Below are 23,358 nucleotides of genomic sequence, written 5' to 3'. Positions count from 1 at the left end.
GTGTGAAGTTTATAGAAGAGTTGTTTCAAACAATTTGGAATAAGGCTTTTCAGTATTAAAATAATTGTCAAATATAAACCTTAACCTACTTATATTATGAAAAGAAGTTTTATGTATTATGTCATTTTAGGATCGATAACATTGTTAACAATGTACTCCTGTGATGATAAAGTGACATCGGATCCGGATGGTGCCATTTCCGGAGAAAACGTTACCGGTCTTATTGCAGAAGAGGAAAATGACTGGGTAACTAAAGCGGATACGCTTATGAAAGCCATTGTTGAACTGTATCTCGACGGAAAACCACGCGATATCTGGAGTTCACAGTATCCGCAGGGAGGTGGCTATTGGGACGGGGCCGCCGTAATATGGGGACATGGCTCGGCATTTTCAGGGTATACCGCTTTTAAACACAGCACCTGGGATATTCCAGGACTCAGGGCGGAAGTGGAAGAAAAATACGACGAAAGATTACTTACCGCTATCGATAAGTTCAGGAATCAGAGGAACGGGGGACCGGAGGCATATGCAGTGTATCCAGGGGAAGGGGACGAACGGTATTACGATGATAATATATGGGTGGCAACCGATATGGTTAACCTTTATTTACTGACGAATGATATGAGGTATCTTGAAAGGGCCGAGATCGTCTGGAATTTTGTTCAGGCAGGAACAGATGATATTATGGGAGGCGGAGTATACTGGAAAGAAGGATTAAACTCCAAACATACCTGTTCTACAGCTCCCGCAGCCGTGCTGGCTGCCCGGTTATATGAGGCTACCGGGGAAGAACACTATTTAACAAGTGCCAAAGCATATTATTCCTGGGTTAAAGAAGTACTTCAGGACCCTTCTGATTATTTATACTGGGACAATGCCCGGTTATCGGATGAAAATGATCCGGATTCCGGGATACTAATATCCACGGCCAAGTACTCGTATAATTCCGGTCAGCCCATGCAGGCAGCGGTATTGCTATACAATATTACCAATGAGATACATTATCTGGAAGATGCACAAAATATAGCCGAAGCGGCCCACCAGAAATGGTTTGCCCCGTTCCGGTCCGATATTCTGAATAAATCCTTCAATATATTAGAGCCCGGCCATGTATGGTTCCAGGGCATTATGCTAAGAGGCTATGTGGAACTCTACAATGTAGATCACAACAGCGAGTATATTGATGATTATAAGAAAACCCTGCTCCATGCCTGGCTGTCCGATGCCAGGAACAGGGATACTAATCTTATCAATGAGAACTTTAAAGGAACAACCACACAGGATAAATGGGAGATCCTTCACCAGGGAGCTATTGTGGAAATGCTGTCGCAGTTGGCCATGACAGAATAATAAATGACTGTTGGCAACAGAAATAGAAAAGTCTGTTCGAATTCGCAATGGACTAAGGTGAAAACAATAATGAAATATCAGGGCAGGGGATAGGTTTGCCGGCTATCCGCCAGCCTTTTTGAATGTGGCTTAATCCGTATTATTTTGTTAAATGCGGAATCAATATATCATATGCGGAAAAGCAATGTCAGATTTATTGATAAATTTATAACTGTTTTTCCATAAACTGTGCATCCTCAATACCAGCCACATGAAAAAGTATTATTTAAAGGTAATTACCATAGCAATAATCCTGTTGAGCATACATTTTTTATCCCATGCCCAGGTACAACCGGAGCAACTTTATTGTGAAAACAGGGAAAATCCGATCGGAATAGACAATATCAACCCGAAATTCACCTGGATACTTTCCTCTCTGAAACGAAATGAGAAACAGGCTGCTTACCGGGTCCAGGTGAGCGAAAGTGATGACTTCACTTCCAAAGTGATCTGGGACAGTGAAAAGGTAGAATCGGACCAATCCGTAAGAGTGGCTTATGCGGGACCTGAAGTAAGTTCGCTGAAAACGTACTACTGGAGGGTGAAAGTGTGGAATGATAAAGGAAAATCTTCTCCCTGGAGTTCAGTCGCATACTGGCAGATGGGAATTTTGCATCCGTCCGACTGGAAAGCAAAGTGGATCACGATGGGATACGAAGAAGATACGCTCCGGGAAAGTCCGGCTTTCCGAAAGGAATTTTCTATTCGGAAGAAAGTAAAAAAAGCCACGGCGAGCATAACTTCCCACGGCTTATACGAAGCTTTTATAAATGGTAACAAAATAGGCAACGCGTATCTAACACCCGGCTGGACCAGCTATAACAAACGCTTACAATACCAGGTATACGATATTACCGATATGTTGAAAGAAGGGCAAAATACCATCGGAGCACTGTTGGGTAGTGGGTGGTACAGAGGTGCCCTGGCCTGGGGAGATAATAAAAATATATACGGAAGTGACCTGGCGCTTTTGTTACAGATAAATATTACCTATGCCGATGGAACTTCCGAAACTGTGGGGACGGGAGATGATTGGAAAACGCATAAGAGTTCGATACTATCTTCGGAGATTTACGATGGCGAAATCACAGACGCACGAAAATCCCTCGAAGACTGGAAAAACGTAAACTATAATGACAATAAATGGTCTCCGGCAATAGTAAAGAATTTTGACTATGATAACCTGTTGGCTACCTATAACGAACCGGTAACCGGGCACGAAACATTTACCCCGGTAGAAATGATTACAACCCCCAAGGGAGATAAGGTAATAGACTTCGGGCAAAACCTGGTGGGCCGGGTACAGGTAAATGTAAGGGGAAATGCAGGAGACAGTTTGATTATAGACCATGCCGAGGTACTGGACCAAAACGGCAATTTTTATACCGAAAATCTGCGGGCTGCAGCCCAGCGGAATATTTACATCCTCAACGGAAAGGGTTCGGAAAATTTTGAACCGCACTTTACATGGCAAGGTTTCCGGTATATAAGGATCAGGGGAAATGTAAAGAATATTTCAGCCGACAATTTCAAGGCTGTAACCTTGTATTCCGACATGCGGAAAACAGGAAGCTTTACGACTTCCAACGAATTATTGAACCAGTTACAACACAATATCGAATGGGGACAGAAAGGTAATTTCCTGGATGTTCCGACGGATTGTCCGCAACGCGATGAACGCCTGGGGTGGACGGGAGATGCCCAGGTGTTCTTTCGTACGGCTGCATTTAACATGCATGTAGATAACTTTTTTGTAAAATGGATGAAAGACGTTGCCGCAGATCAGTCGGATGACGGTAGTGTACCACATGTTGTACCCGACGTATTGGGGCCGAATGACGGAGCATCCGCAGGCTGGGCGGACGTATCTGTGATTATTCCGTGGAATGCGTATATGTTGTACGGAAATAAAGAGATACTGAAAAATCAGTATGACAGCATGAAGTCTTGGGTAGATTTTATGAAAAACCACAGCAACGATTACCTGTGGAATACCGGGTTTCATTTCGGGGACTGGTTATTTTACAGACCAGATGACGACAACGATGGCAGAGCCGCGATAACCGATAAATACCTTATCGCCCAGTGCTTTTTCGCAAACTCCACACAACTGCTTATCCGTGCTGCAAAAGTGTTGGGAAAAGAAGATGACGTAACCGTGTATACCGGTTTATTAAAGCACATAAAAGCCGCGTTTCTCAGGGAGTATGTAACTCCGAACGGCAGGTTGGTTTCCGGGTCCCAGACGGCTTATGTGCTGGCCCTGAAATTTGAAATGCTTCCGGAAGATCTCAGGGCACAGGCAGCCCGGCGCCTGGTTGAAAATATTAAAGGCTACGATTATCACCTGACTACAGGTTTTTTAGGAACTCCTTACCTGTGTTCTGTGTTGTCCGGATTCGGTTATCACGATCTCGCGTATACCTTATTAATGCAGCAAACCTATCCTTCCTGGCTGTATCCCGTTACCGTGGGGGCCACAACCATATGGGAACGGTGGGACGGCAGAAAACCGGACGGAACGTTCCAGACACCTTCCATGAATTCCTTTAATCATTACGCCTATGGTGCGATTGGCGATTGGATGTACAGAGAACTTGCAGGAATTAATAATGCAGAGAACCCTGATGAAGCCGGATATAAGAAAATCGTGCTGACCCCGCACTTCACCAATACATATGTTTCGGATAAGGTTAAGGAGCAGAATAATAGTGAGGAGCTGACCGAAGTAAACGGAAGCCTCAAAACATATTACGGGGAGATTGTTTCGCACTGGAAAGTAAAAGGAAAGGAAATAACCTATAATGTCCGGATTCCGGTAAATACAGTCGCAGAAGTGCATCTTCCCGTAACGGATATCAATAAGCTGAAAGAAAGTGGTATGCCAGTACCCGATATCGGGGAAATCGGAGCAGAGCCCGGCAAAACCGGAACAGTTCTTCACCTGGGGTCCGGGAGCTATACCTTTATTTTTGAAAAATAAGACCTGTTTAGATATCGGGAAACTGTAAGTCACAGGGAAGTTTAAAATGAGTTCAATATTTCCTGTGGTAAATCATTTCTTATGCTTTCACAATTTTATCCCGAAATGTTATTGTGTTTAAAAATAACAGATCAACCCTGAAGGTTACTACACCTGCCGAGGATGCAATAGTGTTAATTTTTGGGATTTTTAATTGTATACCTGACATTTTTAAGGTGAAAAATTTTCTGTTTCATTATTATTGTTTAGTTTCGTGTAATCGATTGCATAATTTGTTTCGATCCTGGAGGCAGGAAAATCTTCCGGATAACAGTATAAAAATTAACTAAAACCCAACCTATGAAAATCAGAACTTCCGGTTTTCTGAAAGCCGTATGCATCTTGTTAGTGTTGATGCCTTTTTGTTTTCAGTCCTGTAAAACAAACAATAAAGAGGATAAAAAGGATACCGGAGAAGTTGTTGATCCGGCGGATAAAATTATACAAGGTATCACAGTACCCGTTTTTCCGGATAAAACTTTTAATATCACCGATTTCGGGGCGGTTGCAGATGGTACCACCCTGAGTACGGATGCATTCGAAAAAGCTATTGCCGCCTGCCACGAAGCGGGTGGAGGAAAGGTTATTGTGCCTTCGGGTAAATTTCTTACCGGGCCTATCCATTTAAAGAGCAATGTAAATCTGCATACCGAAGCGGGGGCAGTTGTCTTGTTCAGCAAAAATACCGAGGACTATCTGCCCGTCGTTCACACTTCCTACGAAGGGGTGGAATTAATGAACTACTCCCCGCTTATCTATGCATACCGGCAAAAAAACATAGCGGTTACCGGAAAAGGAACCTTTGACGGACAAGCCGATAAAACCAATTGGTGGCCCTGGTGCGGAAGTACCAGGTATGGCTATACGGAAGGAGGCCCGCATCAAAGGGACGAACAGAATTTGCCACGCTTGCGTAAAATGAATGAAGAAGGTACCCCGGTTGCTGAACGAATCTTTGGTGAAGGGCACCATCTGAGACCTACTTTCTTTGAACCTTTCGAATGCGAGAATATATTGGTACAGGGAGTCACTTTTACCAATGCGCCTTTCTGGGTAATGCACCCCATAAAGTCAAACAGTGTAACGGTGGATGGGGTAACTGTGAGTAGCCACGGCCCTAATAATGATGGATGTGACCCGGAATATGCCAGAAATGTACACATTAAAAACTGTGTTTTTGATACCGGGGACGATTGTATTGCCATAAAATCGGGAAGGAATAACGACGGCAGGCGCGTAAACATTCCGAGTGAAAATATTGTCGTGGAAGGATGTGAAATGAAAGACGGCCACGGAGGCGTCGTTATGGGTAGTGAAATTTCCGCCGGGGTTAGAAATGTATATGTCCGTAATTGTATTATGGACAGCCCGAACCTGGACAGGGCCATCCGGATAAAAACCAATACCCTCAGAGGTGGGTTCGTGGAAAATGTCTTTGTAAATAACGTAGAAGTGGGCCAGGTAAAGGAAGCCACGTTAAAGATCAATACCCATTACGCCATTTATGAAGCCCAGGAAGGAGAATACATTCCCGTAATCAAAAATATCCACCTGAAAGACGTGACCGTAAAGAACAGCGGTAAATATGGCGTGCTGATCCGGGGAAGAAAGGAAGCCAGAGTACAGAATGTAACCCTGGAGAATGTTACTATCGACAGGGCCGATACCATAATGTCCGTAGAACATTCGGATCCGGTACAATTTATAAATACGACCATTAACGGTGAAAAACCGGGAGAGGAATAGATGCATAACTTTTCCGCCAGCATGTTAAAAATGCGAATTAAGGGTTAAAATTCACTATTTATACCCTTCAGGGGATATATTTGATAAACGATCCTGCTCGTCCGGCGGGGAATGCATTTTAGTTATTGGTTATTAAGCTATGGAGTTATTTAGGCAATACCCATAAACTGAATAACTCAGTAACCTAATAACCCGACTGTTTTTTTATGGAAAAACCACAACGGACTGATCTTTAACTAAAACAAAAATCTGACCCTTAATTCACATTAAAATCATAAAGAATGAAAACGAAACCGGCTTTTCTGCTGCTGACCGTATGTCTTATATGTCTGTTCCTTACCGGTTGTACGGGTAAAAAAGACCCTGTTGTGGTTTACCTCGTAGGAGATTCTACTATGGCAGATTATAGTAATGACTACGAGCCGGGAAAAGATTATAAGAAAACCAGGTACCCTATTACCGGGTGGGGGCAGGTATTTCAGCCTTTTATGAGTGTTGACAGTTTACACAAGGTAGAGAAACTTATTAAGGGTGACAGTGTAGTTGTTGATGACAGGGCACGGGGAGGACGAAGTACACGTACCTTTTTCCAGGAGGGCAGGTGGCGTTCCGTTTATGACAGCTTAAAGAAAAATGACATAGTCATCATACAATTCGGTCATAACGACGCTGCAACGAATAAGCCGGAAAGATATGTGGATATCGAAGGGTATAAGGAATTTCTGAGGCTTTTCGTTACACAAACCAGGGAAAAGGGGGCATATCCCGTTATCCTTACCCCGGTGGCCCGCAATTATCCGTGGAAAGACGGGAAACTTCAGAATGTACATGGCGAATACGACAAAGCAGTAAAAGAAGTGGCTCGTGAGTTGCATGCCACGATGATCGACCTGAATAAAAAGTCTATGGATTTTTTTGCCGAAAAAGGAGAAGAATACGTTTCCGGAAATTATTTTATGAACCTTCCTGCCGGGGTGTATGAAGCCTATCCCGATGGACAAAGTGATAACACCCATTTCCAGCCTGAAGGTGCTACGGAAGTGGCACGACTGGTATTTGAAGGCATGCAGGAATGGAGTGCCGATAAAAAATATGAGTTTATAGATCATCTATGAAAATACCGGTGTACATATGGCTTTGTCTGATTTTTTCGAATTGGGCAGGTATGTTTGCACAGGAGAAGATCGAAGCGCAACCATACACGGTACAGACGACTTTTGAGAAACTCCGCAAATATTATCCTACGGTTACCCCCGTGGCAGAACTGCATGATGATGGGGTCATTGCAAGAGAAAATATAACCTATCGCAAAGTTGACGGTATCTGGTTGAACATGGATATTTATACCCCTGCCGGTAAGGAAAAGGAAAGTACTCCTGCCATTTTGCTGGTGCACGGGGGAGGTTGGGTATCCGGGACCAAAGAAAACCAGAGGGTTATGGCCCAATGCCTGGCGAAAAACGGTTTTGTTGCGGCCACGGTATCCTATCGGTTAAGTTCACAGGCGCCTTATCCGGCCGCTGTGCTGGATATCAAAGCTGCCGTACGGTGGCTTCGGGAAAAATCCGGGACATATGGCATAGATCCGGACAGGATCGCGATTTCGGGAGCTTCCGCCGGGGCACAACTCGCCACACTGGTAGGAGTCACCCCGGGTAACCCCTTATATAAAGAAGGTAAATCCCGCTATTCCGATGCAGTACAGGCTATTATCAATACAGATGGTATCGTGTCTTTTGTCCATCCGGAAGCGGAAGAGGGGAAATACGCAGCTTACTGGCTGGGCGGTACGAAAGCGGAAAAAGCCGGGAAATGGAAAGAAGCCTCCCCATTGGAATACGTGAATGAAAACACACCACCAACACTTTTTATAAACAGTGCTCAGCCCAGGTTTCATGCCGGAAGGGACGATATGATCGAAATATTGGAAAAACACGGTATATATAATGAAGTACATACCATTCCGGATTCCCCGCACTCTTTCTGGCTTTTACATCCGTGGTTTGAAACTACACTGAATTACAACATATCTTTTCTGGATAAAGTATTTAAAAAATAAATGTCGGATGAAGCCGACATGATTTACATAATTATTACCCTGTACATCTAATGATTATGCAAGTCATCAAACGCCTGCCGGTCAGGCAGGGGTTACATGTGACCATTAATAAACAATAAAACTAAACACATGAAAAAATTGCTTTTTCTGTTATTACTGTCTGCCCCCTTTGTCCGTGCTTCCGGCCAGGACGTTGTAAAACCCTATCGGGAAATAATTGTGTCAAAGGGCGGAACTTCGGAGTTTAAAACCATTCAGGAAGCGATAAATGCTACCAGGGACCTCGGGCCCGGTTTTGTTCTGATTACAATTAAAAAAGGAGTCTATAATGAAAAATTAGTTGTTCCGAGCTGGAAGACCAGAATTATCCTGAAAGGCGAGGACAGGGACGAAACCATCATTGTAAACAATGACTTTTCGGGTAAAATCAATCCCGCTACCGGGGCTGAATTTTCCACCTTTAATTCCTATACGTTGCTGGTTGCGGGTAACGATTTTATTGCAGAGAACCTGACCATTAAAAACGCATCCTGCGGAGAAGGGCAGGCCGTGGCATTGCATGTGGAAGGGGACAGGGCTGTTTTCAGGAATTGTAATATACTCGGTTGCCAGGATACCATTTACGCAGCTACGGAAGGAAGCAAACAATATTATGACGGATGTTACATAGAAGGGACCACCGATTTTATCTTCGGAGAGGCCACAGCGGTTTTCAATAACTGCACCATAAAAAGCATACGCGATTCGTATATTACCGCAGCGGCGACACCCGAAAACCGGGATTTCGGATTTGTATTTATAAAATGCCATCTCATTGCCGGTAAAGATGTAACCAAAGTCTTCCTGGGAAGGCCCTGGCGCCCATACGCACAAACAGTATTTATTTCCTGCAACCTGGGCCCGCACATAGTTGCCGAAGGGTGGAACCCCTGGAAAGGAGACAAAATGTTCCCGGAAAAGGAAAAAACGACCTTTTATGCGGAATATGAAAATACAGGTGAAGGAGCAGAAGTATCCGGCAGGGTTTCATGGAGCCATCAGCTAAGCAAACAGGACGTCAAAAGATACACGTTGCAAAATATGCTGAAAAGCAACGGGAAAGAACAGCTATGGTATAACAGAGGCCTGAACTGATTTTTTTCGTAAGTAGTTTTTAGTACAATACCGTTTTGCATAAATATAACGGCAGGAATTAATTTCATTATTTACACATATTCTGTTAGAAATGAAAAAGGATATCCGACATTTTTCCGGAATGAACTATATTGACCGCATGAAAAAGATATGGATTGCGGCACTGCTTATTGCCGGTTTACAAAACGGAAATTCTCAACAGACCGGTAATCTCCCCGGAATAGAAATATTGGAACAAGACTTTATTTACGAAGAAGCACCTTTTCCGCAATGCCATTCCTCTACATTGGTATCATTGGACAATGGTGATATAATGGCCGCGTGGTTTGGAGGTACGCACGAACGCCATCCAGATGTTTGTATCTATTCGGCGGTATATGATGGTAAGACCTGGTCGGTACCCGAAAGAATCGCAGACGGGATTATCCGTGACTCTGTGCGGTATCCTGCGTGGAATCCGGTATTATTTAAAAACAAAGGCGGGACCCTGTTTTTATATTATAAAGCCGGACCTTCCCCGAGTGAATGGTGGGGAATGTACAAAACATCGGAAGATAACGGCAAAACCTGGTCGGACGGGAAACAATTTCCGGAGACCATATTAGGTCCCATAAAAAACAAACCCCTTATGCTGGCCGACGGAAAAATAATCAGTCCCTCCAGCACCGAAGACGGGGATATATGGAAGGTACACATGGAACTTTCCGAAGACGGGGGATATACCTGGAAAAAAGTAGCGGTTGATCCGGATTCGGATTATAAAGCCATCCAACCGACCCTTATCAGGCTTGCGGACGGAACGATTAAAGCGTTGATCCGTAGTGATCAGAATGTTATCCTGGCGAGTGAAAGTTTGGACGGGGGAAAAACCTGGACTTCGTTAAAAAAGACCGGTGTGGCCAATCCCAATTCCGGAATAGACGCCGTAACCCTGGATAACGGGAATCATCTTTTGGTATATAACCCTATGGTAAGCGGTAAAGATTGGTGGGAAGGGAGAAACAGATTGAACCTGGCATTTTCTGCCGACGGCGAAAACTGGAAAGACATCTATACCCTGGAAAATCAGGATAAAGGTGAATACAGCTATCCCGCTATCATACAATCTGCCGACGGTACGGTCTATGTTAGCTATACATACAACAGGGAAAAGATAAGGTTTGTGAAATTGCGATTTACAGGATCCTGAATTTTTACAGATTCCGGAACATATTTTCAATTTGGTTGTTCTGTGATCATGCTTTGCCTTGTGGCCATGGTTTTAGCAAAATGTAATTTATTATGTTTTGGCAGTGATCCTTTGTAAAAACATAGCGGAATTTGATTTAAACCTATTTTCTTTTTTATGCTTATAGTCGTTGTAACTATTAATATCTTTACGAAAAGACAGTTCCATAGATAAAGAATTATACAAAGAAACATTTATTGATATGAAATATTCGGAAGAAGAGATAACCAAGACACAGATAAGAACCTGGGGCATTTGTATGCTTGTGGTCCTTGTCTTTTTACAGGTCTGTAATTTATATGCGCAGGAGGGAGAGCACGTTTTATGGTACGATGAACCCGCGGCAAACTGGAACGAAGCATTGCCCATAGGTAATGGTCGGATCGGAGGAATGATCTTTGGAACGACGGACGATAAAATACAACTTAACGAAGAAACCGTATGGGCGGGAGAACCGGGAAATAATATACCGATGGATGTATATCCCCGGGTAGAGGATATCCGGAAATTGCTTTTTTCCGGAAAGTATAAAGAGGCCCAGGAGCTCGCCAATCAAGTATTTCCCAGACATGCGCCAGGAAACAGCAATTACGGAATGCCTTATCAAACCGTAGGAGATCTTCGGATTGATTTCGGTCATGATAACGTACAGGAGTATAAGAGAACTTTGGATATTGAAGAAGGCGTGGCCACAACAAGTTATACCCTGGACGGCGTGACCTACGAACGCGAGTATTTTGTTTCCTATCCGGACCAGGTAATGGTTGTTCACCTGAAGGCTGACAAGCCGGAAAAAATTTCCTGTAAACTTCATTTCGGGAGTGTACAGAAAAAGCATGAAGTTTCGGTAGAAGACGGTATGCTGGTCCTGAGAGGAACAAGTGGTGACGAAGCCAATAAAAAAGGAAGGGTAGATTTTGAAGCATATGCCCTTCCACAGGTAAAATCGGGGAAAGTTATAATTAGGGGAAAGGAACTCGAAATTGAAAATGCGGATGAAGTGACCGTCATTCTCAGTATAGGTACCAATTTTAAAAGTTATAAGGAACTGGCGGATAATGCCGGACAAAAGGCTATAGACCATCTGGAGGCGGTTAAAACAAAGTCGTTGTTGCAGATAAAGTCTGCACACATAAAAGATTATCAGGAATTATATCACCGGGTGTCATTGAATTTCGGGCAACAGGATACCGGCATTTCCGGATTGCCTACGGACGAACGTCTGGAAAAATTTACGGGAGATCAGGACCTTTCTCTGGTAGCCCTGTACTTTCAGTACGGACGTTACCTGTTGATCTCAAGCTCACGCCCCGGAGGACAGCCCGCTAATTTACAGGGTATATGGAATCCCCTTCTTTCTCCTCCCTGGGATAGTAAGTACACTGTAAATATCAATACCGAAATGAATTACTGGCCGGCTGAAGTTACCAATCTGTCCGAATTGCACCAGCCACTTTTTAAAATGCTGGAAGAACTTTCGGAAACCGGAAAGGAAAGTGCACGTGAGATGTACCACGCCGGGGGATGGAATATGCACCATAATACGGACATCTGGAGAGTGACCGGGGTAATTGACGGCGGATATTACGGAGTATGGCCCATGGGAGGGGCCTGGCTTACCCAGCATCTGTGGCAGCATTACCTGTTTACGGGAGATGAAGAGTTTTTAAAAAAATATTACCCGGTATTGAGGTCCGCGGCCAGGTTCTATTCGGATATATTACAGGAAGAACCGGAAAACAAATGGCTCGTCGTATCCCCTTCCATGTCTCCGGAAAATTCCTATCAAAACGGGGTAAGTTTAACCTATGGTACCACGATGGACAATCAATTGGTATTTGATGTGTTTACCAATGCCATCAGGGCTTCGGAAATCCTGGATACGGACAAAGCCTTGCGAAAAGAACTAAAAAAGAAAAGAGGACTTTTGCCCCCTATGCAGATAGGTCAATACTCCCAGTTACAGGAATGGATAAAGGATTGGGACCGAAAGGATGATAAACACCGGCACATTTCACATTTATACGGGCTGCATCCTTCGGCACAGATATCCCCTTTCAGACACCCGGAATTATTCCGGGCGGCACAAAACACGCTTACTTACCGGGGGGATAAATCCACCGGCTGGTCCATGGGATGGAAAGTGAATTTCTGGGCACGCCTGCTCAACGGAAACCGGGCCTATGATCTTATAAAAACCCAGCTTACCCTGGTAAAGGACGGTACGGAAGAAGGAGGAACTTATCCTAACCTTTTCGATGCCCACCCGCCATTCCAGATCGATGGAAATTTCGGGTGCACTGCCGGGATCTCGGAGATGCTGTTACAGTCCCATGATGAGGCCCTGCATGTATTGCCCGCCTTGCCGGATGCCTGGAAGAAAGGAGAAATAAAAGGCCTGAAAGCCAGGGGAGGTTTCGAAGTATCCCTCCGATGGGACAATAATCAACTGCAGACGGTAAAGGTGTTTTCAGGCTTGGGGGGTGTTTGCAGGATCAGGAGCGAGGTCCCTTTATTTGATGGGGATGGAAAAGAACCGGAAAAAGCTACAGGGGAAAACCCCAACAGGTTTTATCCGAATCCGGAAATTAAAACGCCGCTGGTATCCGCAAAAGCGGAGTTGACAGAACTCAATCTTCCCGGGTATTATGTGTATGATCTGGAAACGGATGCGGGAAAGACATATACGCTGGCCGCCAGGCCATAGCATATTTTAACACCTGAAGAAAGATCATCCGGGCAGAACAGCGATGTCCCTGTTCTGCCCGGATTGTTTTAACTATCTTTCTTGCGGTTTGTCCTATTCCTTATACAGGATCATTCCGGCATGATATAAAATACCGTCTTCAAATTCACCATCAGCAGTAAAACCGGTATCGTCTTTATAGTCGATGTGATTTCCCGTTACCTCATAACTTCCCCGGTACGCACTTTTCCGGTTTCCGCGTGCCTCATCATAGCGATTACCCGGTAGCAGTTCGTGACGGATGTATCCATCACCGGTAACCCACATACCGATATATTCTTTAGATTCTTCCATAGTTGTTTTCATCTGTTTATTTGTAGTGAAAAGTTGATTTAATGCCTCGTGATCCAGAAAAGCGTCGACTTTTATGATCTTTCCGTTTTCCAATTGTAGTTTCCAGGCGTATTCGTTTTTATAAATTGTCCCTTTTTTGGTCTGTGCCGTGCCTTTCCAGTGTAACCATACGGTTTTTTCTTCCGCAGTGATACCTATCAGTTCCGGGGTTATTTTACTGTCCAATTGTTTATTTATAGGAATTACGGCATTATCCATAAAATCCTGTTTACCCTTATAAGTACCCGAAAACATACCGCTTCCGGTTACGGTCCATGCTGTGTTATCGTCAAGAAGGTCAAAGAAATTTCCCGTTCCTTGCTGCCATTGTTTAAATGCATGGGATATAAGTTCCCTGTTCGTCAAACTTTCCCGGGTATCCTTCTTTTCTGCCGATGAAGCACAGGACAGAAGGAGAATTGCTATAGCGATCAGAGAGATATTTAACCTTTTCATTTTGTTGTTTTTTAAGACAAAACAAAAGTAAAAAAGGGCATAACGGAGGACTAACTATAAAGAAACCAGACCTTACGAAATTCAAACATTGTAAGAGTTCTTTGAGAAAGGAGGGGAGCGGTTTGGCGATTTCCGGATGCCTGTCAGCGGCTCCGGAGTTTGAAAAGTGTTTTCTATCGGAGCAATTCCAATGCCTGTAAAGCTTCTTTTATGTGATTCCCTGCCCGAATAAAATCGCGGAATTTATGCAGTATGATCCCTTGTTTGTCAACCACAAAAGTCTCTCTTCCCGTAAGGAACAGCATATTTTTGATCCCGAACTGTTTCAGAATTTTATTGTCCGGATCACTTAAGAGTGTAAAAGGTAAATGGTGCTTCTGTCCGAACTTTTTATGGCTTTCTACACTCCCGGAATTGATGCCGATAACACGAATGCCGGCGCTTGTAAATTCTTCAAAATGATCCCGGAAAGCACAAGCTTCTTTAGTACAAACCGGACTGTCGTCTTTCGGATAAAAATAGATTACCGCTCCTTTTTCTCCCAGTTCTTGAGGAAGATTTACCGGTTTTCCATCCTGGTCCTTCAGCGTAAATGAGGGGATTACATCCCCCTTTTTAAGAGTCTCTCCCGGTTTTCCGAATAATGTCATAGCCGTACTTATTTTGTGATTCTTTATGCCCCGGTATTATGGGCTTTTTGTAAAGATATGATATTCGTCCGATAAGGATTCTCCTGCCTGGCAAGTCCTGTCATTATGAAAATATTTTTATTGGTCTCAATTCCGGGTCCAAAACCCCAGGTGTGGTGGGTGTATACGTGGCAAAACAGGCTTCCGGACTGCTCTAAACCTATAGGATTAAAGTCCGGGAGTAGTTTAGTGACCGGAAATAAAAACGGTAAATAATCAGATTTTCTTTAATGTTTCCTTTTATCTCTTTAAATTACAGGCAAAGCGGACAGAAAACAATGAAAAACGTCGTGATTATCGGTGGTGGAGCCTGTGGCTCGGCTGCGCTTATAGAACTTGTTATCCAGAGTATTGCTAAAAAACTCGAAAAGCAGATCAGCTTTACACTCATAGAGCGTAGTGATCGGGTTGGATACGGGCTTGCCTTCGGAACCGAACAAAAATCACATTTATTAAATACCCAGGCCGATCTTATGGGAATATATGCCCACGAACCCGGTCATTTTGCAACTTGGCTCCGGGAACACGGAGGGCAGGGCAGAAGCGATGTTAAAGGAGAAAGTGATGAAGAGAATGCATATACCAGCCGTATCCTGTATGGTCATTATGTGTCCGGGGAACTTGAGAAAACAATTCAAAAGGCCCGGGAATGCAGAATCTCCGTAAAGATCATACACAGTGAAGCCATTACAATAGATCGCCTGGAAAATGAGCAACTTTCCATAGCATTGGCAAACGGCTCCGATGTAGTAGCCGATGAGGTACTTCTGGCTCCCGGAACTCCCAAGCCTAATTCTTTTAAGAAATTAAGGGAACACAGGCAATATATAGATTTTCCGTGGCCTGCGGAACAGCTTCTGGAAAGGACCGGGAAAGAAGACCATGTAGGTATACTGGGCACCAGCCTTAGTGCCATAGATACGGTTCTGGCACTGGTAGATAACGGGCATACCGGGAAGATCACCATGTTTTCACCGGATGGCATGCTGCCCAGGGTACAGCCCGATGAGAATAAAGAACTCGACAGAAGTTATCTTACCCTGGAAAACCTGCACAAATTGCAACGACAGAAAGGACACCAGCCCAAAACAAAAGAACTGTTCCGGCTTTTTATAAAAGATGCGGAAGCCGCAGAAGGGAAAAAGCTGGATTGGCGCGCAATGAATCGCTATGCCAAAGATCCCTTGCCACTGTTGGAACAAGATATAGAGATTGCAGAAAAAGAAGGGGATTCTGTTTTGAATATGGCATATGCCCTTCGCTATGACACTTCCGTTATATGGAGCTGGATGGATATGGAACAACAACTGATGTTCAACAAATGGCTCGGAAGATACTGGACGATAAACAGGCATGCCATGCCCTTGTACAATGCCAAACGGGTAGCGGAATTGTTACGGGAAGGAAAACTGGAAGTCATACCCGAAAATGAGAAGGTAGAATTTAATGAGAAAAAAAAGCAATTCCGGGTAAGTACATCAAGAAGCGGAATACACTATGCGGACAGGTTGGTGAACGCCACCGGGAGTGCGGGTAAACTGGAAGAAATGGATAATATTTTACTGGAAAACCTTTTAAATAAAAAATATCTTCAACCGCATCCGCTGGGCGGAGCCGTAATCAATCCGCATACTATGCAGTGCGTTTCGGAAAAAGGCGGGGAACATATTTACGGCGTAGGCCATTTGGTAAACGGAATACTGATCGATGTGAATGCCGTTTGGTTTAATGTAAAAACCATAGCAAGGCTGGCCACGAAGATCATTTTTAAAATTACCGGGGATGGGCGCATTTAAGTCACTTTACTTCAGTTTGCTTCCCTACCTGTGTTTTATCCCTATCGGTTATATTCTGAGTAAAAGGAATATGATACCCAAGGCCTATATCAGCAAGCCCTTGCTTTTTGTATTGTTGCCTGTCCTGGTTATTGATAAAGTTCTTGAAGCCAGCGTGTCTAATATTGCTATTCTTGCTGTTATTTCTTTTTTACTGTCCTCCCTGATGCTGATCCCCGCCATCCTGGTAAAGCGTAAACTGGAATCTTCCCTGAATATTAACATACTGAAAAGCAGTTACGCCTATTTCAATGTCGCCTTCTTCGGGATTCCGGTAGTGACAGCCCTTTTTGGTGAAGAAGGCATAACTGTTCTGATCTGTATTTATATAGGTTCTGCACTATACGGCAATATCTTCGGATATATCCAGGTAGCCAAATCCAGGTACACTACAAGGAAAGCTGTTATGGAAGTGTTCAGAGTGCCCTTTATCTATGCCATTTCCCTGGCCATAATTCTGAAGATTTTTAACGTAGAGTTACCGGAAGTCATGAACCCTGTCAGTAACGTCTTAGGAGTTGTTGTTTCGGTTGCCGGGATGACAATTATAGGTATGAACCTCACCAATATAAAATTCAGAGCGGTTTCCTGGAGCTATTATGGAAGAATATTAGGCATTCGTATCCTTTCTGCTATTCTCATTGTGATACTTTTGTTATCCCTGGAATTCTGGCTGGTAAACGGTTTAAACAGTGAAGAAAGACAGGTGATGGCTCTTATTTCCCTTTTCCCGATAGCCGTTAATCTCGCGGTTTTTGCCTCTTTTCTGAATTCCTGGGAAGAAGAGGCGGCACTGCTCATTTTGTTTTCAACGGGATTGTCGCTTATCCTTGTCCCCACCGGAGCGGCCTTGCTGCAATTCCTCATAGGGCAGGGAATTATCTGATTTTAAAAATCAGAATGCTGTTTTGCGGAAAGAACAGGTTTTCCTGCTGTCCAACGGTTACCTGATCCGGGTAAGGGTTTAAAGGGCGACACGATACGGATTTATCTAAATATTCGATCTGTTGCCTGTAAAGGGTTTTGTATTCACATTCGGGATTGTCATTTACAGGATAATTTAGGAATGCAAGTTTTTTTTACCGGTTTTCGGGTGTTATTTCAGAGAGAAATGAGAAATATTACCAGTACGTCCCCGCCAGAAAAGTCATCCTTATAAAGGTAATAGTACTGTCCTGCGAAAGTTGCAAGAGCTGATCGGTGGCGGTAATTTCCTCATCATCTACAAATACCAGGAAAAGCCCGTCTTTAAAAGCCAGCATAGCATTTTCTATAGCCTTGTCCCTATCTGCCGGTGTCGTATTGTAAATATCCCCGAAACCGACTTTCCCCTCTTCGGATTTTTCCTGGATTTCCGAAGGCGTCAGAAACGAGCTCAATAGCATTTCGGTCCGTTCATCGTTGTAACGTTTTACTTCGCTTATTACGCATTGCGTTATCAGGTCGGAAAGTGTTTCCGGGTATTTTTCCACCGGAAACACTGCCGTTTTTACCTTCTTTTTCCCTAGTCTCTTTAATTGAAGCCGGATATTCTGCATTTTAATTATTTACGGATTTGTGCGAGAATGGTGGGGTCTTTGATCTTGATGTCTTCGGCCAGTAATTTCATTTTCGAAATGATTTCTGCCGATTTCGGATCATCATCTATAAAAGGAAGAAATACCCGTCCGCGGTGCTGGCTGTGAACTGGGATGATGGACAACTGTAAACCGTCCTTAAATACAATACCACTTCCCAGGTGTATACTGTAATTCGCCAGCCCTCCTTTAATGAGTATATGGCGTTCTTTCACCTCCACATTATCCAATTTAAACAAACGGGTCGATTCCGTGGCAAGAACTGCCCGCATTTCCATGGTGCTGTGGCTGGCTTCCGGATCTACTTCTCCTACGTGTGCCACACTGACAACCAGGTCTACATCGCGCATCACCTCGCTGAAAATTACCGGGTTTATTTCTTTTAAGGGTACCTTGTGGTAATCTTTCAGATAGTGAAAACACACTTCTTCAAGTGTAGGAGATTCTGTCTCGGCCGGTGAATACCAGTCTGCCATGGCATAAAGCGTAGCCATTATACCATGCTGATGGAATACTTTCTGAAGACCTTCTTCGTAATTTACCGTCCAGCCCCTGGATCGTAATAGTGCGATCGTTTTCCCGGGCTGAACCTGGTGCCCCTGGTATCTCTCGGAACGATTGCTTAATTCCATTTCATTTTTAGTAGGCAGGTATAATTCCCGGAATACCTGTTTGAAAGGTTGTACAAGAGCGTGATCGAAAAGATATTTCTGGTACAGGTCCCACTGTACGGCATGATAGAGATGTACGGGGTGGGCAATAACCAGTTTATCCTCTTTGTCCGGCATAACGGAATTCCCGGCATGGTCTGTTAAATTACCGTTATTCCAAAAACCGGAAAGTTGTTTTTCCTTGTTAAAGAGTACGAGTTTGCCGAGCATTGCTTTTACTACCGGGTGTTCCATAATACCGGTTATTTCCTCCGCAGAAAAACTATCTTCCCGTATCATGGCATTTTCCAGGGATTCCCGGGTACGCGTATATTGCTTTTTAAGATATTCTTTATGCTCTTTGAGCTGTAGTATATCCTTATCCTTTTTGTATTTGGCGGGTATGGATTTTTGGGGTTTTCCGTTTTTGGTGACCAGTATATCGGCTTTTCCTTCTGTGGTGACTATCAGTTCTATTTCGGCATCATCTTTAACCACTCTCGAATTTTCCATGATCTTTTGCGCGGCTTTGGCCTCCATCGCCCAACTGAACCGGATCCGGTCTTCATACCCTGCATTTCGGGCAAGGTTGTCCAGTCCTATCTCCACCGCATTGGCTTCACTGGCCTGGCGCTGAGCGCCGAACTGTTTACTTTCCTTAAGGAAAATTTGTAATAAGTCATAACGCTTGAGAAGATCATTTTCCGGATTCACTTTGCTGACAGGGATCAACCCGAGAGCCATGACATAATCCTTGTCCCTTTTTTCGGTTATTTTTTTGAGAGTTTCGCGTATTTTGGTCTCTCCAAGTAGTACGGAAGAATAAATTTTAACCCTTCTGTACCCCATGCCGTCCGAGAGGTATTTGGCAGATTCATGCAGTAATTTCCAATTGGTTTTTCCAAGGCTTTCGTATACCTTTTTAAACCAGTTAATATCAATGGCGCCCCTGCTGAAATCATTCTTTGGTATACCGGAATATCTTGAAATGACAGTTTCTTTTTCGGCGGTCATATAATCGGTCGTATGTGCCAGGAACCACCATACCGCTTCTTCCAGGTTTTCTATTTTCAAATAATCGCCCAGCCAGTTTGCCCATTGTGTGGCGAAACATGCAATTTCTATGTTCCGTTTTTTGGGGAGTTTTAAGGAATCCATCATTCGGGAGAAATCGAAGAATGATTCGTCTTCCGACGGAACAGTGCGTTTCAGCAGATGACTGAAATTCCTCGACCTGGTATTTGTGTCGTAATAACCACCGCCCCGGTCAAACTTCTCGTTTTTCATACGTTGCATAATGCTGTGAAAATAACGTGTGCCTTCCACTGCATTAAAGCTTTTTACGTATGGAGATACTTCGGTTTCCAGGTCACCCCGTTCCAGTTCCACGGCCAGCATGTTGTGCTTTATGGCTTCCATGACCAGGGGGCGTTCCATATCCTTAAAACGGTTTCTCAAATAGTTGTTACCACCATCCAGGTAATAGAAAAAGGCGGTATTGGTAAGTGCGAGTAATTGTACGTCCTCTTTCGTAATATATTGGTGTTTGTAAAGGTCCAGCGTGAGTTTTAATGAGGTCTTTTCATAGTTTCTGTACCTGTTGTTCGCATTCAGTTTAGGTATGGCCGGAATTACTTCTTTGATGTCGGTTACCTTTGCCGGGTAATTCAATTCATGGGCCATAAGGTATTGTTGCATTTTCCAGAACCGCAATTGCTGTTCCGGTGCCAGTGACATTACTTCGTATTCCTGGATATTAAAGGCCAGTTCGGGAATAACATTATACCAGAACCTGCGATTATAGCTATCGCCTTCTGTCATCGAAACCTCCTTTAGTTGATGTGGCAGGCCAGCCAGCATATCCTCCATAACATCCAGTTTGAATGTAATGATTGTTGAGACATCTGCAAAAGTCTCTGTTAAAAGGGAGAGCATAACACACATTTTGCTTAGTACCGGATCTGCCTGGTAGGCATGAGGCTGTGGTTTAAGGCGCAAACCTTCAATTTCCGGGATATAGATATCCCTGAATTCCCTGGCTTCCGGAGTGAGCCTGGCTTGCCGGTATGGGTATTCCAGTTGTCTGCACCAATACAGGCATACCATTAGTTCCAGGTCGTTTAAGGTACTTTCCTCATACCATCTTTCCCATATTTCTGCCAGCGGCAGGTGCCGGAAACGTTGATTTTCGGGAAGGTTTCGGACATTTTCTTCGGAGTATACGTAGTTCAGCCTTTGAGAGAGTAAGGTAGTCACCATTTCGTCCTGGTATCCCCTGGTGCGGTACTCGTAATCTTTGTGTTCTTCAAAGAGCGAAATAAGCCGGTTTAATTGAGAAACAATTTTACCGGTATCTATAAAATTCTTAAAGAGGAAACTGTTTTTCTTTTTCAGGAAGGAGATCCCGTTTTTACGTTCGAATTTTTGTTCGGGATTAAACAAGGGGCTCAGGTTGTCATAATCGATGACACCGAATCCGTTTTCAAACGAATACTCACTGGTACGGTCCTGTAGTTTATCTATAAAAACCGACTCGTTTTTACTGAGGGTCCTGTTTTTGTATTGTGTTGCCTGCTCTTTTACAAAAGCGGGATATTGTTGTTTGTCATATAAGATCGTAAGTATTTCCAGTCCCGCCAGGCGTTGCGGTAGTTTGGCGGAGGAGAGGAGGTTATGGACGCGTTGTTTTAAGGGCTCTTCGGGTTGCTTCAGCAATACGTCTATACTCCCGGAACGGATGTGTTTGCTTTTTCGCGCCAGTAATTGTTCCAGAACATCCAGTTCCTCCGGAAACAGTTCCATCTTGCGGAACAGGTTCATCCCCGTAGCAGAAACCGATTCGTTTCTGTCCTGTATGGCCTGAAGCACTACGGTACGCTGCCACGAACCCCTGGGAGGATTAAATGCAGCCTCTGTCTTATTGTTGTTGTACCGGGCAGAATAGGTATAGAACCCGGGGAAAACGATACGCATGTAATACTCACGTGTTTCGGAAGGCAATGCAGCCAGGTCGGAGCCTAATATTTCCAGTTGTTTTTCCGAGGCTTTATGGATGAGAAACCTGTAAAAATAATCCGGGGTGATTTTGTAGTTCTTCCAGGAGAACCCGCTTCCGGAAAATGTTTTTCCGTCTTTAGGCAGGTTTTCTGCACGTTGTCTTATTTTTGCGAAAAAGGGATCGCTGAGGTTAAATTCGGGCATGTTCAGGAGCATCCAGTAATCATATTCTTCGTTTTCTCCGAAATGATTTTCGGCATAACTAACCAATTCGTTACGTGTACGCTGTGTTTCATGAACAAAAAACAGGGCCACCAGCTTTTCATTTTTACCGGCAGTATCACTGAAAACCGTATCGAATGCCATTTTATTGGCTTCATCGACATTGGTCAGTCCTTTGACACAAAATGCTATGTAGGCCTCCAGATGGTCCTGGCTTCTGGCGGTTTCGGAAACAGAGCCCGGGTTCTCCAGTAATTTCAATACGATGGTTAATATACGTTGTATTGTAGCTTTTTTAGGAGCTTCCCAGCCAAAACCGAACCAGGAATCTACTGCCCGGACAACACTGCTGAAACGACACAGATCTTCACTTAGAATAAGCTTTATCATATATTCCAATGCTCCTAAAGAGGTGAAATCCAACACTTCCAGAATGGTTTGACGCAGTCCTTCCTGCCGTTGTGCCGCCAAAAGGAGGTTACCTACGGGTTTCCAGTGTTCCGGGTTTTCGGAAAGCAGTAGCGCTTTGATGATTTCCGCGCTTACCGAGCCTGTTTCGTCTTCACCGTTAATGATACCTTCGAAAACCGGAAAATAGGTTTCCGGAGCTGTTTTCAATAACAGCGAAAACAACATAGCATGGCTTTCGTACTGGTTATGGAACAGGCTGCCATATCGTATCTGCTCTTCAAAAGGGATGAAAGCAAAACCTGCAATTCCGGAAGAATACAGGGATTGCAGTTGTTTTAATTGCACCTGGTTGTATGTAACAGAAGGCTCATTGCGAAAAGGTCTTCTGTTATATCCTGTCTGGTAGGGTAAAGAGAGAACCAAATCCCATATAGCTTCTATATAAGGAGCCCTGATATTGCCAAAAAGCAGTTCGGCCAGGCGTCTGCCCTCGGCTGATTTCCACGGATTAAAGGCAGGATCTTTACTTACATGATTTACATATATTACAATATAAGCAACATTGCCGAAGGTCTTTCGGGTCTGATTCATAATAATTTTCCCGAGTACTTCATAGGGTTCGGAAAAAGTAGCCAGATCTTTTTCGGTTACCTGTATCTTTCGTTGTGTGCCCATATATTTACGGGCCTGTTCCTGGGTAATCATTTGTATATGTGTTTATATAGAGGACAAACTTAGCGGTTTACCTTAAAAAATGGTATACCAGAAATCCGTGATTTCATTTCGTTGACCATCATTTGATACAGACCGGATTAAAGAGACTTTCATTTTAGCGGATAATATAACAATCGTGATCTTTCTCCA

14 protein-coding genes are annotated in these 23,358 nt (G+C 43.9%); 10 read left to right on the top strand and 4 right to left on the bottom strand.

Annotated elements, in window-relative coordinates:
• Positions 1–96: 96 nt before the first annotated feature.
• The 8 genes from ACVBDU_RS18430 to ACVBDU_RS18395 all read left to right on the top strand — a co-directional run bounded on the left by ACVBDU_RS18430 (position 97) and on the right by ACVBDU_RS18395 (position 13,285).
• A complete protein-coding gene (locus tag ACVBDU_RS18430) occupies positions 97–1,350 on the top strand; it encodes a glycoside hydrolase family 76 protein (RefSeq protein WP_447181200.1) in 1,254 nt (417 codons plus the stop codon).
• A gap of 250 nt (positions 1,351–1,600) precedes the next feature.
• Positions 1,601–4,372, top strand: coding sequence for a family 78 glycoside hydrolase catalytic domain (locus ACVBDU_RS18425; protein ID WP_447181199.1), 2,772 nt, complete (start codon positions 1,601–1,603; stop codon positions 4,370–4,372).
• Between the two features lie 339 nt (positions 4,373–4,711).
• Entirely contained in the window at positions 4,712–6,157 is a 1,446-nt protein-coding gene (locus tag ACVBDU_RS18420) for a glycoside hydrolase family 28 protein (protein WP_447181198.1), read from the top strand.
• A 281-nt stretch (positions 6,158–6,438) separates the two neighbouring features.
• Complete coding sequence (locus tag ACVBDU_RS18415) at positions 6,439–7,272, top strand: rhamnogalacturonan acetylesterase (protein WP_447181197.1); 834 nt, start codon at positions 6,439–6,441, stop codon at positions 7,270–7,272.
• A gap of 50 nt (positions 7,273–7,322) precedes the next feature.
• A complete protein-coding gene (locus tag ACVBDU_RS18410) occupies positions 7,323–8,216 on the top strand; it encodes an alpha/beta hydrolase fold domain-containing protein (protein WP_447181196.1) in 894 nt (297 codons plus the stop codon).
• A gap of 129 nt (positions 8,217–8,345) precedes the next feature.
• Positions 8,346–9,350 (top strand): pectinesterase family protein, encoded by a 1,005-nt coding sequence (locus tag ACVBDU_RS18405; RefSeq protein WP_447181195.1) that lies wholly within the window; start codon positions 8,346–8,348, stop codon positions 9,348–9,350.
• Between the two features lie 91 nt (positions 9,351–9,441).
• Positions 9,442–10,539, top strand: coding sequence for a sialidase family protein (locus ACVBDU_RS18400; RefSeq protein ID WP_447181194.1), 1,098 nt, complete (start codon positions 9,442–9,444; stop codon positions 10,537–10,539).
• Positions 10,540–10,780: 241 nt separating this feature from the next.
• Positions 10,781–13,285 (top strand): glycoside hydrolase family 95 protein, encoded by a 2,505-nt coding sequence (locus ACVBDU_RS18395; RefSeq protein WP_447181193.1) that lies wholly within the window; start codon positions 10,781–10,783, stop codon positions 13,283–13,285.
• 93 nt (positions 13,286–13,378) lie between these two features.
• On the opposite strand, the gene ACVBDU_RS18390 is transcribed toward ACVBDU_RS18395, so the two are convergent.
• Both ACVBDU_RS18390 and ACVBDU_RS18385 read right to left on the bottom strand, forming a co-directional pair.
• A complete protein-coding gene (locus ACVBDU_RS18390; RefSeq protein WP_447181192.1) occupies positions 13,379–14,113 on the bottom strand; it encodes an Atu4866 domain-containing protein in 735 nt (244 codons plus the stop codon).
• A gap of 173 nt (positions 14,114–14,286) precedes the next feature.
• On the bottom strand, positions 14,287–14,763 hold the full coding sequence (locus tag ACVBDU_RS18385; RefSeq protein ID WP_447181191.1) for a peroxiredoxin: 477 nt from the start codon (positions 14,761–14,763) through the stop codon (positions 14,287–14,289).
• A gap of 317 nt (positions 14,764–15,080) precedes the next feature.
• On the opposite strand from ACVBDU_RS18385, the gene ACVBDU_RS18380 reads away from it, so the two are divergent.
• Together ACVBDU_RS18380 and ACVBDU_RS18375 are read left to right on the top strand one after the other, a co-directional pair.
• On the top strand, positions 15,081–16,598 hold the full coding sequence (locus tag ACVBDU_RS18380) for an FAD/NAD(P)-binding protein (protein ID WP_447181190.1): 1,518 nt from the start codon (positions 15,081–15,083) through the stop codon (positions 16,596–16,598).
• Positions 16,585–17,523 (top strand): AEC family transporter, encoded by a 939-nt coding sequence (locus tag ACVBDU_RS18375; RefSeq protein ID WP_447181189.1) that lies wholly within the window; start codon positions 16,585–16,587, stop codon positions 17,521–17,523. The genes ACVBDU_RS18380 and ACVBDU_RS18375 overlap by 14 nt, the downstream gene beginning before the upstream one ends.
• Before the next feature lie 235 nt (positions 17,524–17,758).
• Here the strand turns inward: ACVBDU_RS18375 and ACVBDU_RS18370 are convergent, their stop codons facing one another.
• Both ACVBDU_RS18370 and ACVBDU_RS18365 read right to left on the bottom strand, forming a co-directional pair.
• Positions 17,759–18,175 (bottom strand): hypothetical protein, encoded by a 417-nt coding sequence (locus tag ACVBDU_RS18370; RefSeq protein ID WP_447181188.1) that lies wholly within the window; start codon positions 18,173–18,175, stop codon positions 17,759–17,761.
• 5 nt (positions 18,176–18,180) lie between these two features.
• A complete protein-coding gene (locus ACVBDU_RS18365) occupies positions 18,181–23,199 on the bottom strand; it encodes a DUF4132 domain-containing protein (RefSeq protein WP_447181187.1) in 5,019 nt (1,672 codons plus the stop codon).
• Positions 23,200–23,358 lie beyond the last annotated feature (159 nt).

It is taken from the genome of Sinomicrobium endophyticum, from assembly GCF_052983315.1.
The sequence above is the reverse complement of the archived record's forward strand: the minus strand, read 5'-3'. Positions and strand labels throughout refer to the sequence as shown.

What these genes read in the sequence shown, in the direction of transcription:
- ACVBDU_RS18430 (WP_447181200.1), top strand. Translation starts at nt 97, where the DNA reads ATGAAAAGAAGTTTTATGTATTATGTCATTTTAGGATCGATAACATTG.
- ACVBDU_RS18425 (WP_447181199.1), top strand. Translation starts at nt 1,601, where the DNA reads ATGAAAAAGTATTATTTAAAGGTAATTACCATAGCAATAATCCTGTTG.
- ACVBDU_RS18420 (WP_447181198.1), top strand. Translation starts at nt 4,712, where the DNA reads ATGAAAATCAGAACTTCCGGTTTTCTGAAAGCCGTATGCATCTTGTTA.
- ACVBDU_RS18415 (WP_447181197.1), top strand. Translation starts at nt 6,439, where the DNA reads ATGAAAACGAAACCGGCTTTTCTGCTGCTGACCGTATGTCTTATATGT.
- ACVBDU_RS18410 (WP_447181196.1), top strand. Translation starts at nt 7,323, where the DNA reads ATGTTTGCACAGGAGAAGATCGAAGCGCAACCATACACGGTACAGACG.
- ACVBDU_RS18405 (WP_447181195.1), top strand. Translation starts at nt 8,346, where the DNA reads ATGAAAAAATTGCTTTTTCTGTTATTACTGTCTGCCCCCTTTGTCCGT.
- ACVBDU_RS18400 (WP_447181194.1), top strand. Translation starts at nt 9,442, where the DNA reads ATGAAAAAGGATATCCGACATTTTTCCGGAATGAACTATATTGACCGC.
- ACVBDU_RS18395 (WP_447181193.1), top strand. Translation starts at nt 10,781, where the DNA reads ATGAAATATTCGGAAGAAGAGATAACCAAGACACAGATAAGAACCTGG.
- ACVBDU_RS18390 (WP_447181192.1), bottom strand. Translation starts at nt 14,113, where the DNA reads ATGAAAAGGTTAAATATCTCTCTGATCGCTATAGCAATTCTCCTTCTG.
- ACVBDU_RS18385 (WP_447181191.1), bottom strand. Translation starts at nt 14,763, where the DNA reads ATGACATTATTCGGAAAACCGGGAGAGACTCTTAAAAAGGGGGATGTA.
- ACVBDU_RS18380 (WP_447181190.1), top strand. Translation starts at nt 15,081, where the DNA reads ATGAAAAACGTCGTGATTATCGGTGGTGGAGCCTGTGGCTCGGCTGCG.
- ACVBDU_RS18375 (WP_447181189.1), top strand. Translation starts at nt 16,585, where the DNA reads ATGGGCGCATTTAAGTCACTTTACTTCAGTTTGCTTCCCTACCTGTGT.
- ACVBDU_RS18370 (WP_447181188.1), bottom strand. Translation starts at nt 18,175, where the DNA reads ATGCAGAATATCCGGCTTCAATTAAAGAGACTAGGGAAAAAGAAGGTA.
- ACVBDU_RS18365 (WP_447181187.1), bottom strand. Translation starts at nt 23,199, where the DNA reads ATGATTACCCAGGAACAGGCCCGTAAATATATGGGCACACAACGAAAG.